Origin of the sequence: Spirillospora albida, assembly GCF_000718255.1 — a bacterium.
GTDB lineage: Bacteria > Actinomycetota > Actinomycetes > Streptosporangiales > Streptosporangiaceae > Spirillospora > Spirillospora albida.
Genome location: NZ_JOFJ01000023.1, coordinates 17479 through 32209, shown reverse-complemented (window position 1 = coordinate 32209; position 14731 = coordinate 17479). Strand labels below are relative to the sequence as shown.

Sequence of the window (14731 nt, the reverse complement as noted above, 5' to 3'; positions counted from 1 at the left end):
GCCGGAAAGGATTCACCAGTGAAGTACTTCAAGGTTGTGGCCGCAGCGGCCGCGATCGCCCTGGCCGCCACGGCCTGCGGCGGTGACGACAAGGACGACTCCGCGGCGGGCAAGGACCCGGCGACGCTCAAGGTCTGGATGATGGGCGACGGGACGCCCGAGCAGACCAAGTTCCTCGACGGCGTCGAGGCCGAGTTCAAGCAGAAGCACCCGAACACCGACGTCCAGATCAAGTACGTGCCGTGGCCGCAGGTCGCCCCCACGTTCCAGAAGGCCGCGGCGGGCGGTGAGGGCCCGGACGTCACCGAGCTCGGCAACACCGACGTCCAGTCCCACATCGAGCAGGGCAACCTCGCCGACATCACCGACGAGTTGGACGGCTGGGCGGACGGCAAGACGCTGAACAAGACCGCCCTCGCCAACGACCAGGGGGACGGCAAGACCTACGCGGTGCCGTGGTACGGCGGCGTCCGCGGCATCTGGTACCGGACGGACTGGTTCCAGGAGCTCGGCATCCAGCAGCCGAAGACCTGGGCCGACCTGACGGCCGCCGCGAAGAAGATCCAGGACGGGAAGAAGGTCCCCGGCATCGGCGCGCCGAGCGACCAGACCAACGCCCTCGTCAGCTTCATCTGGGGCAACGGCGGCGAGGTCGCGGTCAAGGAGGGCGGCAAGTGGGCCGGCAGGCTCGACCAGCCGCAGGCCGCCGAGGCCGTGAACTTCTACGCCGGTCTCGTCTCCAAGGAGAAGGTCGCCCCGGAGAAGTACATCGGCAAGAACGAGCTCGAGGGCCCGCAGCGGGACTTCGCTCTCGGCAAGCTCGGCATGTACATCGACGGCAGCTGGGCCCTCAAGGAGATGAAGAAGATCTCCGAGAAGGACGCCGGGAAGTGGGGCGTCTTCCCGATCCCGACCAAGACCGGCGGCAACGCGCCCGTCATGGCGGGCGGCTCCGACCTCGCCGTCTGGAAGGACAGCAAGGCCAAGGGCGCGGCGTTCGACTACATCACCGTCCTGAACAACGCCAAGAACGCCAAGGCGTGGGCCGACTACAGCGGCTTCTCCTCCATGCGGTCGGACGTGAAGTTCACCGACCCGAAGCTGGAGATCTTCACCCAGATCGCGACCAACACCAAGTTCACCCCGATCAGCGCCGGCTGGGGTGAGTTCGAGCAGGCGAAGAAGGTCCTGCCGAACGCGGTGAAGGCCATCATGCAGGGCAAGTCCGCGGACGGGGAGCTGAAGAAGGCCAACGAGCAGGCCAACACCCTGCTCAACCCGTAGCCGCAGGCACGGGACCGTCCCGGCCGACTCCCGCCCGTCACCGTCGATCGGAACCGCCCATGCTCGACACCGCACCCGCGGTGCGCAAGCCGCCGGGCCGCAAGGCCGCCGGCGCCCGCATCCGCCGCCGGCCCCGCCTCGGGCCGTACCTGCTGATCGCGCCCACCGTGATCGTGATCGCCCTGCTGATGTTCTGGCCGATGGTCCAGATCGGGATCATGTCGTTCCAGAAGGTCGGCAACCGCCAGCTCCGCGGCGAGCCCGCCGAGCAGGTCGGCACCGAGAACTTCGACAAGATCCTCAGCGACCCGTTCTTCTGGCAGACGTTCCGCAACACCGTGCTGTTCGCGGTGGTCGCGGTGACGCTGACGATGCTGGTCGGGACGCTGGTCGGGCTGCTGCTCAACAAGCTCGGCAAGCGGATGTCGGCGTTCGTCTCGGGCGGCGTCATGATCGCCTGGGCGACCCCGCCGGTCACCGCCGCGATCATCTTCTCCTGGCTGTTCGGCACGACCGGCGGCCTGGTCAACTGGTGCCTGGACCTTCTGCCGGACGCGCTGATCGGCGGCGGCTGGGCCGACCACAACTGGTTCGCGACGCCGCTGTCGACCTACACCGTCCTCACGGTGTGCGTGGTGTGGCAGTCGTGCCCGTTCGTCGCGGTGTCCGTCCTCGCGGGCCTGAAGAGCGTGCCGAGCGAGCTGTACGAGGCGGCGCGGGTGGACGGGTCCGGCCCGTGGCGGACGTTCTGGAGCATCACCTACCCGCTGCTCAAGCCGATCTTCATGGTCCTGCTCGTCATGAGCGTGATCTGGGACTTCAAGGTGTTCACCCAGCTGTTCATCATGTCCGGGCTGGCGAACCGCGACGCCTTCAACCTGTCGCTGTACGCGTTCTCCGAGGCGTTCGGGTCCCTCAATCCCAAGCTCGGCATGGGCTCGGCGATCGCGCTGGTCCTCACCATGATCCTGCTCGTGGTCACGGCGCTGTACGTCCGCGTGATGGTCCGTCAGGGGGAGACGAAGTGAAGCGCGCCCGGAGATACCTGCTGAACGCGACGGGGCTGGTCGTCTTCGTCCTGGCCGTCTTCCCCGTCTTCTGGATGGCGTCCACCGCGTTCAAGCCGAACACCGAGATATTCAGCACCACCCCGAGGCCGCTGCCGGCGCATCCGACGCTGGAGCACTTCGACCTCGTGCTCAACGGCGGCATCGCGGAGGTGTCGTTCTGGGCGTACTTCCGCAACAGCGCCGTCCTCGCGCTCGTCACCGTCGTCGTGTCGAGCCTGCTCGCGCTCCTCGCCGCGACCGCCGTCGCGCGGTTCCGCTTCCGGTTCCGGACGACGTTCCTCGTGATGCTGCTGGTCGTCCAGATGGTGCCGCTGGAGGCCCTGGTCATCCCGCTGTTCCTCGACCTCAAGAAGCTCGGGATGCTGGACAGCCTGCCCGGCCTGGTCCTCGTCTACATCGGGTTCGCGGTGCCGTTCGCGATCTGGATGCTGCGCGGCTTCGTCGCGGCCGTCCCGAAGGAGCTGGAGGAGGCCGCCGCGATCGACGGCGCCGGGCCGATCCGGACGTTCTTCACCGTCCTGCTCCCCCTCGTCGCGCCGGGGCTCGTCGCGACCAGCATCTTCTCGTTCATCACCGCCTGGAACGAGTTCATCTTCGCCTACACGTTCCTGGACGACCAGGGCAAGTACACCCTGCCGATCATGCTGCAGTTCTTCTTCGGACGCAGCGGCAACGCCTGGGGGCCGATCATGGCAGCGTCCACGCTGCTCACCATTCCCGTCATCGTGTTCTTCCTCTTCGTCCAGCGCCGCATGGTGTCCGGGCTGACCGCCGGGGCGGTGAAGGGGTGACCGGCGACGACATCGCGCGGCTCGCCCGCGGCACCCTGCTCCCCTCGTTCCCCGGCGCGACCGCTCCCGGCTGGCTGCTCGCCGAACTGGAGAAGGGCCTCGGCGGCGTCACGCTGTTCGCGCTGACCGGGAACGTCCCGAGCCCGGAGTCGCTCGCCGCGCTCACCGCACGGATGCGGGACGTCGCCGACCCGATCGTCACCATCGACGAGGAGGGCGGGGACGTCACCCGGCTCGGCGGGCACGCGACCGGCAGCCCCTACCCGGGGAACGCCGCGCTCGGCGCGGTCGACGACCCGGAGCTGACCCGCCGCGTGTACCGGTCGATGGGAGCCGAGCTCGCCGCGGTCGGCGTCAACCTGAACTTCGCCCCGTCCGCGGACGTGAACACGGCCGATGACAACCCCGTCATCGGAACCCGGTCGTTCGGCTCCGACCCGGGCGTCGTCGCCCGGCACGCCGCCGCGGCCGTCACCGGGACGCAGGAGGCGGGCGTCGCGGCCTGCGCGAAGCACTTCCCCGGCCACGGCGCCACCGTCGAGGACTCCCACCTCGCGGTCCCGCTCGTCGACGCCGACCTGGACCTGCTGGACCGCCGCGAGCTCGTCCCGTTCCGGGCGGCGATCGCGGCCGGCGCCCGCGCGGTGATGACCGGGCACCTCAACCTGCCCGCGATCACCGGCGGCGCCCCGGCCACCCTGTCGCACGCCGCGATCACCGGCCTGCTCCGCGACCATCTCGGGTTCGAGGGCGTCATCGTCACCGACGCGCTCGACATGAAGGGCGCCAGCGGCGAGATCGGCATCCCCGAGGCCGCCGTCCGCGCCTTGATCGCGGGCGCCGACCTCCTCTGCCTCGGCCCCCGCGAGCACGCCGAGACCCTCCAGGCGACCCTGGACGCGATGATCAAGGCGGTCCGCGTGGGCCGCCTCCCCGCCGAGCACCTGGCCGCCGCCGCGGAACGCACGCGCGCCCTCCGCACCTGGCTCGCCGGCCATCCCCCGGCGGAGATCGACCGCTCCGCCGGCCTGGACGCCGCCCGCCGCGCCGTCCGGGTGACGGGCTCCCTCCCCGGCTGGAACGGCACCCCGCCCCTCGTCGTGGAGATGGAGTCGTCCGGCAACATCGCCGTGGGCCCGACCCCCTGGGGACTGCGCCCGTGGGCCGAGGACGCCGTCCAGGCGGACGGCGGCGAGCAGGCGAGCAGCCTCCTGGAACGTGCCACCGGCCGCGGCCTGGTGATCGTCCTGCGCGACGCCCACCGCCACCCCGCACAGCGCGAACTGACGAGGACCCTGCTCGGCGCGCGCCCCGACGCGATCGTCGTGGAGATGGGCCTCCCCGTCTGGCGCCCCGGCGCGGGCACCTACCTGGCCACCTACGGCGCCGCCAACGCCAACGCCCAGGCGGCGGCGGAGCTCCTGGGCCTGGCCTGACAGACCCGTGGCGGGCCCGCGCGGTTCCCTCACCCGGTGCGCGCGGGCACGTCACGCCCCCTCTCGGGGCGGTTAGTCCGACCAGTCCCATCGGCAAGGGATAATGACCACATGCGATTGTCCGCCCGGGTCGACTACGCCTTGCGCGCCGCCGCGGAGCTGGCGGTGGCCGGGAACCACCCGGTGACCGCCGTCCAGCTCGCGGAAGCGCAGCAGATCCCGCCCAAATTCCTCGAGAACATCCTCGGCCAGCTGCGCCGGTCCGGGCTCGTCCGGAGCCAGCGCGGGCCGGAGGGCGGCTACTGGCTGGCCAAGCCCGCGGCCGACATCGCCCTCGCCGACATCATCCGCGCCATCGACGGCCCCCTGCTCGGCGTCCGGGGCGAGCGCCCCGAGCACGTCGGGTACACCGGTCCGGCGAAGTCCCTGCAGGACGTGTGGATCGCGCTGCGCGCCAGCGAGCGCTCCATCCTCGAGTCCGTCACGCTCGCGCACATCGCGGCGGGCGAGCTGCCGCCCCCGGTCCACGCCCTCACCGAGGACCCCTCCGCCTGGGAGAGCCCCTCGTTCCTCTGAGGAGGCGGTGACGTGCCCGAGGGCGACAACGTCTGGCTGGCCGCGCGGAACCTGCACCGGGCTCTGGCCGGGCGCACCCTGACCCGCTCGGACTTCCGGGTCCCGCGCTTCGCCGGCGCCGACCTGCGCGGACGGGCCGTCCTGGAGGCCGTGCCACGCGGCAAGCACCTCCTCATCCGCGTCGAGGGCGGCCTGACCGTCCACACGCACCTCAGGATGGAGGGCCGCTGGCACATCCGCCCCGCCGGCCCACCGCCCACGGACCATCGGGTGCGCCTCGTGCTGGGGAACGCCGAGCAGATGGCGATAGGCACGTCCCTGGGCGTCGTGGAACTGCTGCGCACGGAGAACGAGGACCAGGCCGTCGGGCACCTCGGCCCCGACCTCCTCAACCCGCTCTGGAACGGCGCTCTCGCCACCGAGTCCGTCCGGCGCCTGATGGTGCGGCCGGAGCGCGCCATCGGGGAGGCGCTCCTCGACCAGGCGTGCCTGGCGGGCATCGGCAACGTCTACAAGGCGGAGATCCTGTTCCTCCGCGGCGTCCACCCTTGGACACCAGTCCAGGAGGTCCCGGAACTCGCGGACGTGGTGGAACTCGCCCACCGGCTCCTGGACGCCAACAAGGCCCGCCACGGCCACATCACCACGGGCGACCTGCGCCGCGGCCACGAGCACTGGGTCTACGGCCGGGCGGGCCGCCCCTGCCGCCGCTGCGGCACCCGCGTCGAACGCCGAGACCAGGGCGAGGCGAGGCAGAGCAGAATCACCTACTGGTGCCCCCGATGCCAACCACCCCGGCCCTGACCTCGGCCGTCGACGACCTGGACCGCGAGCGGAGCCGGTTACGAGCGGAGCGGGAGACCGATCGCGCGGAGCGCCCCCGGTCGGGCCGCGGCGATGCGGCGACCGCACCGCCGCGCCCTTGGGAAGGGGGCGGCCGAGGGCACCGCGATCAGCTCTGGGCCTGGAACATCCAGTGCTGCTTCTCCAGCTCGGCGGTGACGCCGATCAGAAGGTCCTGGCTGACCGGGTCGGCTTCCTCCGTGGCCGCGATGTGGCCGCGGAAACGGGCGATGATCTGGGCGAGCAGGCCGGTGATCGCGGCCGCGACCTTGTCGTCGGCGAGGTAGCCGGCCTCAAGCTGGTCCAGTTCCGTGCGGTCGGCGACCGTGCGGGACCGGCCGTCGGGGTTGACGCCGATCGTCACGGCACGTTCCGCGACATCGTCCTGGGCCTGCCGGGCGAGGGTGACGATCTCGTCCAGGTGCTCGTGGACGACCTTGAAGTTGCGGCCGGTCAGGTTCCAGTGCGCCTGCTTCGCGAGCAGGCCCAGGTCGATCAGATCGATGAGAGCGCCCTGCAGGGCCTCTCCGGCGGCCTTCTTGGCCTTGTCGGGCAGAGGGCTCGTGACCGTCGCCATCGTTGGGGCTCCTTCCGCGTCATTACGGCGTATCCGTGACAACACCGGAACCATCCCCCGCCTTGCCGGACCCAAGCGTGAGGCCCCACACACACCCGAGGCAGGGTCCGTCCGCACGTCAGAGCCCTGTGGTCCGCGCACACCCGCGGGCCACGGTTCCAGGGCCCCGGCTACGCGGCGACCATGTCCGCGCGGAACTCGCCTGCGATCTCCTCGGGGGTGGACGGGATGCTCTCGGCGGTGATGCGGTCGTGCGCGGGTGCGCCCGCCATGACGGGGTCGTGCTGCAGCTCGGCCAAGGCCAGCTGATCCGCGACCTCTCTCAGGACGTGCGACAGCGGGACCCCCAGGGCCTTGCAGATGGAGGCGAGCAATTCCGAGGACGCCTCTTTCTGACCCCGTTCGACCTCGGAGAGATATCCGAGGGACACCCGTGCGACGGCGGACACCTCGCGGAGGGTGCGTCCCTGGCGCAGCCGCAGCTGCCGCAGTACGTCACCGAGCAGCTGGCGAAGCAGGACCATCGTCTCGCTCCCTCCCTCAGTTCGGACCATCTGCCGGTTCCACCGTACCCGGGTTGGCGGCGGCCGTGGCAGACCGTTGATTTCGTGTTCGCTCGGAACGTAACGCTGTAATCAACTCCGCTCTTCCCGATCGCACCCGGATTTGGTGCCCCGTTCACCTTCCTCGCATCCCAGCATGACACGTCTCAGCAGGTCAAGGGCGTGCACAACGGTCATTCGCCGGATCGCCGGGCGTGTTTGCGGGCCGGTGCCCGGCAGCGGGAGGCGCGGGGCGACGACGGAGGGCGCGGCGCCGGGTCCGGCGACGGCGATGTAGACCGTGCCCACGGGGCGGGCGTCCTGGGGGTCGGGGCCCGCCACACCCGTCACCGCGACCCCGTAGGTCGCGCCGAGCCGGTCGCGGACTCCGGCGGCCATGGCGGCCGCGACGTCGGGATGGACGGCTCCGTTGGCGGTGAGGAGCCCGGACGGGACGCCGAGGAGGCGCTCCTTGAGTTCCGTGGCGTAGGCGACGACGCCTCCCGCGTAGGTCGCGGACGAGCCGGGCATCTCCGTGAGCGCGGCGCCGATGAGGCCGCCGGTCAGCGACTCCGCGGTCGCGACGGTCGCCGAGCGGTCGGCGAGCAGGCGGTGCACGACCCGGTCGAGCGTCTCGCCGTCCGCCCCGTACACCGCCGGGCCCAGCAGCTCGCGGACGCGCGCCTCGACGGACGGCAGGCGGTCGGGCGCGGCGGTGATCCGGATCTTCACCTCGGCCGGTTCCGGCAGGTAGGCGAGCGCGACGCCGTCCATGGCCTCGATCTCGGCCAGGCGGGTCGCGATCTCCGATTCCCACAGCGCGGCCGTGCGCAGCGTGCGGCGGGCGAGGGCGGGCGCGCCGGCGCGTCCGGCCAGTTCCGGCAGGACGGCCGTGTCCATGAGGGCGCGCATTTCGAACGGGACGCCGGGCAGCGCGTACACGGTGCCGCCGGGGAGCGCGACCCGCAGACCGGGCGCGGAGCCCGCCGGGTTCGCGAGCGGGCGGGCGCCTTCGGGCACGTCCGCCATGCGGAACGCCATCGGCAGCGGTTCACGGCCGGCCGCCTCGGCCCGGTCGCGCAGCCGCGCCTCGAGCTCGGGATCCCGGACCAGGGCGGCGCCCGCCGCCTTCGCGAGGGCGTCGCGGGTCAGATCGTCGTAGGTGGGACCGAGCCCCCCGGTGGTGATCACCGCGTCGGCCCGGCGCAGCGCGGACGTGACCGCTTCGATGATCACGTCCATCTCGTCGCCGACGACCACGCTGCGGGTCACGGCGATCCCGTGCTCGGCCAGCCGCCGCCCGAGCCAGGCCGCGTTCCCGTTGAGCGTGTCGCCGAGAAGCAGCTCGTCCCCGACGGTGACCAGTTCGACCCGCATCCGTCCCCCTCTTCGCTCCGCCGCTCTCCGAACCTACCGGCCGGGGCGGACACCGGTCGGCCGCGGCGGGGTTCCCGGATCGGCCGACCGCATCAGGACGGGTCGCCTCCGCCGGAAAAGGTGAACGACCCGCGGGCGAATCAGCGGACGACGAATCCGCGTCCGAGAAAAGCGACGACCGGACGAATACGAGGGAACGGCAATGTGAGGAGACGCATATCATCGACGGAAATCCGTGCGCGCCGACGGACGGACGGCCCGTCCCACCTGAGGCGATGGGTCACCGTGTGAGTCAGAACTCATTTCCCCGTGCATCGGGACGTCCGCGGCGTTGACATAATCGACGTGCCGGCACAGAAGCGGGCCGCGGGATCGCGACCGGGGTGGGCGCGATCCCGCGGCCTTTCGGCGCGCTGACAAGTGGCCGGAGTGCCGCTAGCGAGCAGCCAGGCGGCGCAGGACGGCACCGCAGCGGCGGGCATAGGCGCGCTGCATCACCGGGACGAGCGGACCTCCCGGCCGGGTGAGGACTGGGTGGCGCCCACCTCGGGGGAGGTGAAGTCCACGGGCGTTCCTAGGGGCGGCCGGCGCGGCGCAGCCGCCACGCCCGGACGACGTAGTCGACGCCGGTCACGACGGTGACGACGAGCGCGGCGGCCATCAGCGCCCAGCGCAGCGGGTCGAGCGGGCCGGGCAGGATGAACAAGCCGATGGCGAGGACCTGCAGCATCGTCTTCAGCTTGCCGCCCTTGCTGGCCGGGATGACGCCGTAGCGGATGACGACGAACCGCAGCAGCGTGATGCCGATCTCGCGGACCATGATCATGATGGTCACCCACCACCACAGCTCGCCCAGGATCGACAGGCTGACCAGCGCGGCGCCGGTCAGGGCCTTGTCGGCGATCGGGTCGGCGATCTTGCCGAAGTCGGTGACCAGCCCGCGCGCCCGCGCCAGGTCGCCGTCGACCTTGTCGGTGATCGATGCGAGCGCGAAGACGGCGAACGCGGCGAGCCGCCAGGCCGTGCCGTCCAGGAACAGCAGCCAGACGAACAGCGGGACGAGCACGATCCGCAGCATGGTGAGCGCGTTCGCGACGTTGTAGACGCTCGCGGCGGGCGGCTCGGAGGCGCCCGCCACCGGTTCGGGCGTACCCGCGATCATGGCGCGTCCGCGGCCGGGCCGGGCAGGGCGTCCGCGATCAGGTCGACGCCCTCGGCGCCGGTGACCCGCGCCGCGACGATCTCGCCGAGCGCGAGGCCCGCGCCCCGGACGAGTACCGTCCCGTCGACCTCGGGGGCCTGGTGCTCGGCGCGGCCCTCGAAGGCGCCGCCGTCGGTCTTCTCCTCCAGGAGGACGCGGATCTCGGTGCCGATGCGGTCCTCGGCGCGCTGCGCGGTCAGTTCGTCCGCGAGGATCGACAGCTCCTCGACGCGGGCGGCGACCTCCTCCGGGTCGAGCTTGCCGTCGAGCCCGGCGGCCTCGGTGCCCTCCTCGTCGGAGTAGCCGAAAACGCCGACGGCGTCGAGGCGCGCCGCGGACAGGAACGCGGCCAGCTCCTCGAAGTCGTCCTCGGTCTCGCCGGGGAACCCGACGATGAAGTTGGACCGGACACCCGCGTCCGGTGCCAGCTCCCGGACCCGGTCGAGCAGCTCCAAAAACCGCTCGCGGTCGCCGAACCGGCGCATGGACCGCAGCACAGGCCCGCTCGCGTGCTGGAACGACAGGTCGAAGTAGGGGGCGACGCCGGGCGTCCCGCAGATCGCCTCGATGAGGCCCGGCCGGGTCTCGGCGGGCTGCAGGTAGCTCACCCGGACGCGCTCGATTCCGTCGACGGCGGCGAGGCCCGGCAGCAGCTTCTCCAGGGCCCGCAGGTCACCGAGGTCTTTGCCGTATGACGTGGAGTTCTCGCTGACGAGGACCAGTTCGCGGACGCCGTGCCCGGCGAGCCAGCGGGCCTCCTCGAGGACCTCCCCCGGGGGCCGCGACACGTAGGCGCCGCGGAAGGCCGGGATCGCGCAGAACGTGCACCGCCGGTCGCAGCCGGACGCGAGCTTCAGCGGCGCGACCGGACCGCCGCCGAGGCGCCGCCGCAGCACCCGGGGGCCGGAGGCGGGGGCCACGCCTTCGGGCAGGTCGGGGCCGTGGCCCGGGATCGCGACGGCCGCGGCCGTCCGTTCGACCGGGCTGATCGGCAGCAGGGTGCGGCGGTCGCGGGGCGCGTGGGAGTCGTGCCGGCGGCCCGCCATGACGTCGTCGAGCCGGTCGCCGATCGCCGTGTAGTCGTCGAAGCCGATGACCGCGTCGGCCTCCGGGAGGGCCTCGGCGAGCTCCCGGCCGTACCGCTCCGCCATACAGCCCGCGGCGACGACCTTCGCGCCGGAGCCGTGCGCGGCGAGCAGCGTGTCGATCGAGTCCTTCTTGGCCGCCTCGATGAAGCCGCAGGTGTTGACCACCACGACGTCGGCGCCGTCGCCGCCCTCGGTCAGGTCCCAGCCGGCGTCCTCGATGCGCGCGGCGAGCTCCTCGGAGTCGACCTCGTTGCGGGCGCAGCCGAGCGTGATGAGGGAGACCTTGCGGCGAGTGGACATCCCTCTAAGGTAATGGGCGCGCACGGCCGTCCCGACCAGGCCCCGGCCGTCGGATCAGGATTCGGGATCGGACCGCGTGAACGTCACCCGGTGGACGCCCCGGTCGTCGCCGGGGGCGCCGATGTCCTTGCCGTTGACGGTCATCTCGACGGAGCCGCCGATCCCCAGCACCACGGTGATCTTCTTCTTCGCGGTCCACGCGCGCTCGTCGCCGGGGGCGAGGATGCCGGAGAACAGCGGCCTGCCGTTGTCGCCGCGCACGTTGAACCACGTCCGCCGCTTCACCTGGACGGCGAGTTCCACCCGCGTGCGCGCCGCGGGCGAGGGGGCCGCGCCGGGCTTCTTCGCGGCGGGCGCGGTCGGGGACGCGGAGGGCGAGGGGGCCGCCGCGGGCGTGCCGGCGACCGGCCGCGCGGTGCGCCGCTCTGGCCCGCCGCCCCCTCCCGCGATCTGGACGACCACGTAGACCATCACGAGGGCGAGGGCGAGCGCCATCGCGGCGGTCCAGTTCGGGGAGCGGCGCTCCCGGAACTCGACCGGGCGCTCCGGCTCGAACGCCGAGACCGCCGACACGGGCTGCGGGGCGCCGCCGTGGGCCGCGTCGAACTCCGCGACGAGCGGCTCCGGATCGATGCCGATGACGCGGCTGATGCTGCGGATGTGCCCGCGCGCGTAGAAGTTGCCGCCGCAGAGCGCGAAGTCGTCGGCCTCCATGCGGCGGATGACCGTCTCCCGGATCCGCGTCTGGAGACTCACCTGGGTCACCGAGAGACCGGCCCGCTCGCGCTCCTCCGCCAAGGTCTCACCGATGCTCACGCCGAGCCTCCTTCGAGCGAGTGAACGACCCCGATGCCCCCGTCGCACCAGTCTAGGAACCGCCATGCCCGAAGAGCGACGGCCAACACGTGTCAAACCGGGCAAGATTCTGCATCATTCACAACGCCCCCAGAGGTACCGCGACGCCCGGGGCCCGGGATCAGCCGGCGCCGCGCAGCTCCGCGAGCACCTTCGGCAGGTCGTCCGGCTTGGCCAGGACGTCGCGCGCCTTCGAGCCCTCGCTCGGGCCGACGATGTCGCGGCTCTCCATCAGGTCCATGAGCCGGCCCGCCTTCGCGAACCCGACGCGCAGCTTGCGCTGCAGCATCGAGGTCGACCCGAACTGCGTCGACACGACCAGCTCGATCGCCTGGACGAGCAGGTCCATGTCGTCGCCGATCTCCTCGTCGATCTCCTTCTTCGGCGCGCCGGACGCGGCGACGTCGTCGCGGTAGTCCGCCTCCATCTGCGCCTTGCAGTGGTCGACGACCTGGTGGATCTCCTTCTCCGAGACGTACGCGTTCTGGATGCGCATCGGCTTGCTCGCGCCCATCGGCAGGAACAGCGCGTCGCCCTGCCCGACGAGCTTCTCCGCGCCCGGCTGGTCGAGGATGACGCGGCTGTCGGCCAGCGAGGACGTCGCGAACGCCAGGCGGGAGGGGACGTTCGCCTTGATGAGGCCGGTCACGACGTCCACCGACGGACGCTGCGTCGCGAGCACCAGGTGGATGCCGGCGGCGCGGGCGAGCTGGGTGATGCGGACGACGGAGTCCTCGACGTCGCGGGGCGCCACCATCATGAGGTCGGCGAGCTCGTCCACGATGACGAGCATGTAGGGGTAGGGGGTGTAGACGCGCTCGCTGCCGGGCGGCGCGGTGAGCCGGCCCGCCTTCACCGCCTTGTTGAAGTCGTCGATGTGCCGGAACCCGGACGCGGCGAGGTCGTCGTAGCGGCGGTCCATCTCCCCGACGACCCAGTCGAGGGCCTCGGCGGCCTTCTTCGGGTTCGTGATGATCGGGGTGATGAGGTGGGGGATGCCCTGGTACATCGTGAGCTCGACCCGTTTGGGGTCGACGAGGATCATGCGGACCTCGTCCGGCGTGGCCCGCATCAGGACCGACGTGATGAGCCCGTTGATGCAGGTCGACTTGCCCGCGCCGGTCGCGCCCGCGATGAGGATGTGCGGCATCTTCGCGAGGTTCGCGACGACCGTGCGTCCCTCGACGTCCTTGCCGAGGCCGACGATCATCGGGTGGTGCTCGTTCGTCGCGGCCGGCGAGCGCAGGACGTCGCCGAGGCTGACGATGTCCTTGTCGACGTTCGGGATCTCGACGCCGATCGCCGACTTGCCGGGGATCGGGGAGATGATCCGCACATCGGCGCTCTTCACCGCGTACGCGATGTTGCGGGTGAGCGCGGTGACCTTCTCGACCTTCACCGCCGGGCCGAGCTCGATCTCGTACCGGGTGATCGTCGGGCCCCGGGTGAACCCGGTGACCTGCGCGTCGATGTCGAACTGCTCCAGCACCCCGGTCAGGGCGCTCACCACGGTGTCGTTGGCCTTGGTGCGCGGCTTGGCGACGCTTCCGGGGCGCAGCGCCGCGGGCTCCGGCAGTAGGTAGACCTCGCCGGACGACGACAGCGGCAGCTGCTCGGAGGCGCGCGGCGCGGGCGTCGGGTCGCGGACCTCGGGGAGCACCGGGCCTTCGGCCGGCCCGTCCGGTTCGGGGGGCGGCGGGAACGCGTCGTCGGCGGGCTCGGCGGGCGGCGGAACGTCCGCGCCGAACGGGTCGGGGTCGAACAGCTCGTCGGCGAGGTCGCGGCGCGGGCGGTCGTCGCCGTCCTCTTTCGCCCCGCCCGCCTTCGCCCTGCCCGCCTTCCCGTCGAGCAGCGGCGTGTCGTAGGGCTTGGAGTGCTCGCCGACCTCGAGGTCGCCCTCCTCGCCGGACGCCTTCGCGCCCTTGCGGCGCCGCTTCGCGGGGGCGGCCTGCGGCGCGTCGTCCTCCCGGTGCGCCGGACGGCCCTGCAGCGTCGCCATCGCCCACAGGTCGGCGACGCGCTCGGGGACCTTCGCGATCGGCGTCGCGGTCACCACGAGCAGCCCGAACCCGGACAGGAGCAGCAGCAGCGGGACGGCCACCCAGCCGCTCAGCGCCGCCTCCAGCGGCGCCGACACCAGCCAGCCGAGGACGCCGCCCGCCTCGCGGACGCCGTCCATGTCCTTCGCGGGCGACGGGATGCCCGCCGAGACGTGCAGGACGCCGAGCACACCGGCGCCGAGCGCGCTGACGCCGATGACGACGCGTCCGGTGTCGTCGTGGTGCTCGGGATGCCGCAGCGTCCGCCACGCCAGCAGCGCCAGCAGGACGGGCAGCCCCATGGCGATGATGCCGAGACCGCCGCGGACGACCTTCTCCAGCGCGATCGTGACCACGCCGTCGGGGCGGAACCAGGTCACGGAGGCCAGCACGATCGACGAGCCGAGCAGCGCGAGCCCGAGCCCGTCGCGGCGGTGCTCGGGGTCGAGGCCGCGGGCGCCGTCGCCGTAGGCGCGAAAGAGCGAGCCGACCGCGACGGCCGCGAGCTGGTACAGCCTGAACAGGAGCTTGAAGAAGCCGAGGATCGCCTGCGGGATCGGGTCGGGCCGCTGCGGGGGGCGGCCCTTGCCGCGGCCCCCGCCGCTCCCCGCGCGCGGCTTCGCGCCGGCCTTCGCGGCCGTGCCCGGCCGCTTGCGGGGGGCCTGTCCGGGGGGTTTGCGGGCCGCGCCGCCGCCGGCACGCGAAGTGCTTTTCGCTCCTCCGGACGCACGTGTGGCCATGATGACGAGACT

At 72.1% G+C, this 14731-nt stretch carries 13 protein-coding genes; 6 read left to right on the top strand and 7 right to left on the bottom strand.

What is annotated here, in order from left to right:
* The first annotated feature begins 18 nt into the window (after positions 1 to 18).
* The 6 genes from IE99_RS0125005 (at position 19) to IE99_RS0124980 (ending at position 5961) form a co-directional block, all read left to right on the top strand.
* On the top strand, positions 19 to 1284 hold the full coding sequence (locus IE99_RS0125005) for an extracellular solute-binding protein (RefSeq protein WP_030175771.1): 1266 nt from the start codon (positions 19 to 21) through the stop codon (positions 1282 to 1284).
* A gap of 59 nt (positions 1285 to 1343) precedes the next feature.
* Positions 1344 to 2312: a carbohydrate ABC transporter permease gene (locus tag IE99_RS0125000; RefSeq protein WP_030175768.1), complete on the top strand. Its 969-nt coding sequence runs from the start codon at positions 1344 to 1346 to the stop codon at positions 2310 to 2312.
* Positions 2309 to 3145, top strand: a complete 837-nt coding sequence (locus IE99_RS0124995) for a carbohydrate ABC transporter permease (RefSeq protein ID WP_030175766.1) — start codon at positions 2309 to 2311, stop codon at positions 3143 to 3145. The genes IE99_RS0125000 and IE99_RS0124995 overlap by 4 nt, the downstream gene beginning before the upstream one ends.
* A complete protein-coding gene (locus IE99_RS0124990) occupies positions 3142 to 4581 on the top strand; it encodes a glycoside hydrolase family 3 protein (RefSeq protein WP_030175764.1) in 1440 nt (479 codons plus the stop codon). The genes IE99_RS0124995 and IE99_RS0124990 overlap by 4 nt, the downstream gene beginning before the upstream one ends.
* A 111-nt stretch (positions 4582 to 4692) precedes the next feature.
* Positions 4693 to 5157, top strand: a complete 465-nt coding sequence (locus IE99_RS0124985; RefSeq protein WP_030175762.1) for an RrF2 family transcriptional regulator — start codon at positions 4693 to 4695, stop codon at positions 5155 to 5157.
* A 12-nt stretch (positions 5158 to 5169) separates the two neighbouring features.
* Positions 5170 to 5961, top strand: a complete 792-nt coding sequence (locus tag IE99_RS0124980) for a DNA-formamidopyrimidine glycosylase family protein (protein ID WP_030175759.1) — start codon at positions 5170 to 5172, stop codon at positions 5959 to 5961.
* A 148-nt stretch (positions 5962 to 6109) separates the two neighbouring features.
* Here the strand turns inward: IE99_RS0124980 and IE99_RS0124975 are convergent, their stop codons facing one another.
* From IE99_RS0124975 to IE99_RS0124945, 7 genes are all read right to left on the bottom strand, one after another.
* The gene (locus IE99_RS0124975) at positions 6110 to 6577 is read right to left on the bottom strand and encodes a Dps family protein (RefSeq protein WP_030175757.1); all 468 of its coding nucleotides are present in this window, start codon (positions 6575 to 6577) and stop codon (positions 6110 to 6112) included.
* A 170-nt stretch (positions 6578 to 6747) separates the two neighbouring features.
* On the bottom strand, positions 6748 to 7101 hold the full coding sequence (locus IE99_RS0124970) for a helix-turn-helix domain-containing protein (protein ID WP_037560069.1): 354 nt from the start codon (positions 7099 to 7101) through the stop codon (positions 6748 to 6750).
* A 111-nt stretch (positions 7102 to 7212) separates the two neighbouring features.
* Complete coding sequence (locus IE99_RS0124965) at positions 7213 to 8496, bottom strand: CinA family nicotinamide mononucleotide deamidase-related protein (protein WP_037560063.1); 1284 nt, start codon at positions 8494 to 8496, stop codon at positions 7213 to 7215.
* A 574-nt stretch (positions 8497 to 9070) separates the two neighbouring features.
* Positions 9071 to 9658 carry a CDP-alcohol phosphatidyltransferase family protein gene (locus IE99_RS0124960; protein WP_030175744.1) on the bottom strand — a complete coding sequence of 196 codons (588 nt, stop codon included), beginning with the start codon at positions 9656 to 9658 and terminating at the stop codon, positions 9071 to 9073.
* Complete coding sequence (rimO, locus tag IE99_RS0124955; RefSeq protein WP_030175742.1) at positions 9655 to 11085, bottom strand: 30S ribosomal protein S12 methylthiotransferase RimO; 1431 nt, start codon at positions 11083 to 11085, stop codon at positions 9655 to 9657. Before rimO ends, IE99_RS0124960 begins: the two co-directional genes overlap by 4 nt.
* Positions 11086 to 11139: 54 nt before the next feature.
* On the bottom strand, positions 11140 to 11901 hold the full coding sequence (locus IE99_RS0124950) for a helix-turn-helix domain-containing protein (RefSeq protein ID WP_030175739.1): 762 nt from the start codon (positions 11899 to 11901) through the stop codon (positions 11140 to 11142).
* 160 nt (positions 11902 to 12061) lie between these two features.
* A complete protein-coding gene (locus IE99_RS0124945) occupies positions 12062 to 14719 on the bottom strand; it encodes a DNA translocase FtsK (protein ID WP_030175736.1) in 2658 nt (885 codons plus the stop codon).
* Positions 14720 to 14731: the final 12 nt, after the last annotated feature.

What these genes read in the sequence shown, in the direction of transcription:
- IE99_RS0125000 (WP_030175768.1), top strand. Translation starts at nt 1,344, where the DNA reads ATGCTCGACACCGCACCCGCGGTGCGCAAGCCGCCGGGCCGCAAGGCC.
- IE99_RS0124985 (WP_030175762.1), top strand. Translation starts at nt 4,693, where the DNA reads ATGCGATTGTCCGCCCGGGTCGACTACGCCTTGCGCGCCGCCGCGGAG.
- IE99_RS0124975 (WP_030175757.1), bottom strand. Translation starts at nt 6,577, where the DNA reads ATGGCGACGGTCACGAGCCCTCTGCCCGACAAGGCCAAGAAGGCCGCC.
- IE99_RS0124970 (WP_037560069.1), bottom strand. Translation starts at nt 7,101, where the DNA reads ATGGTCCTGCTTCGCCAGCTGCTCGGTGACGTACTGCGGCAGCTGCGG.
- IE99_RS0124965 (WP_037560063.1), bottom strand. Translation starts at nt 8,496, where the DNA reads ATGCGGGTCGAACTGGTCACCGTCGGGGACGAGCTGCTTCTCGGCGAC.
- IE99_RS0124960 (WP_030175744.1), bottom strand. Translation starts at nt 9,658, where the DNA reads ATGATCGCGGGTACGCCCGAACCGGTGGCGGGCGCCTCCGAGCCGCCC.
- rimO (WP_030175742.1), bottom strand. Translation starts at nt 11,085, where the DNA reads ATGTCCACTCGCCGCAAGGTCTCCCTCATCACGCTCGGCTGCGCCCGC.
- IE99_RS0124945 (WP_030175736.1), bottom strand. Translation starts at nt 14,719, where the DNA reads ATGGCCACACGTGCGTCCGGAGGAGCGAAAAGCACTTCGCGTGCCGGC.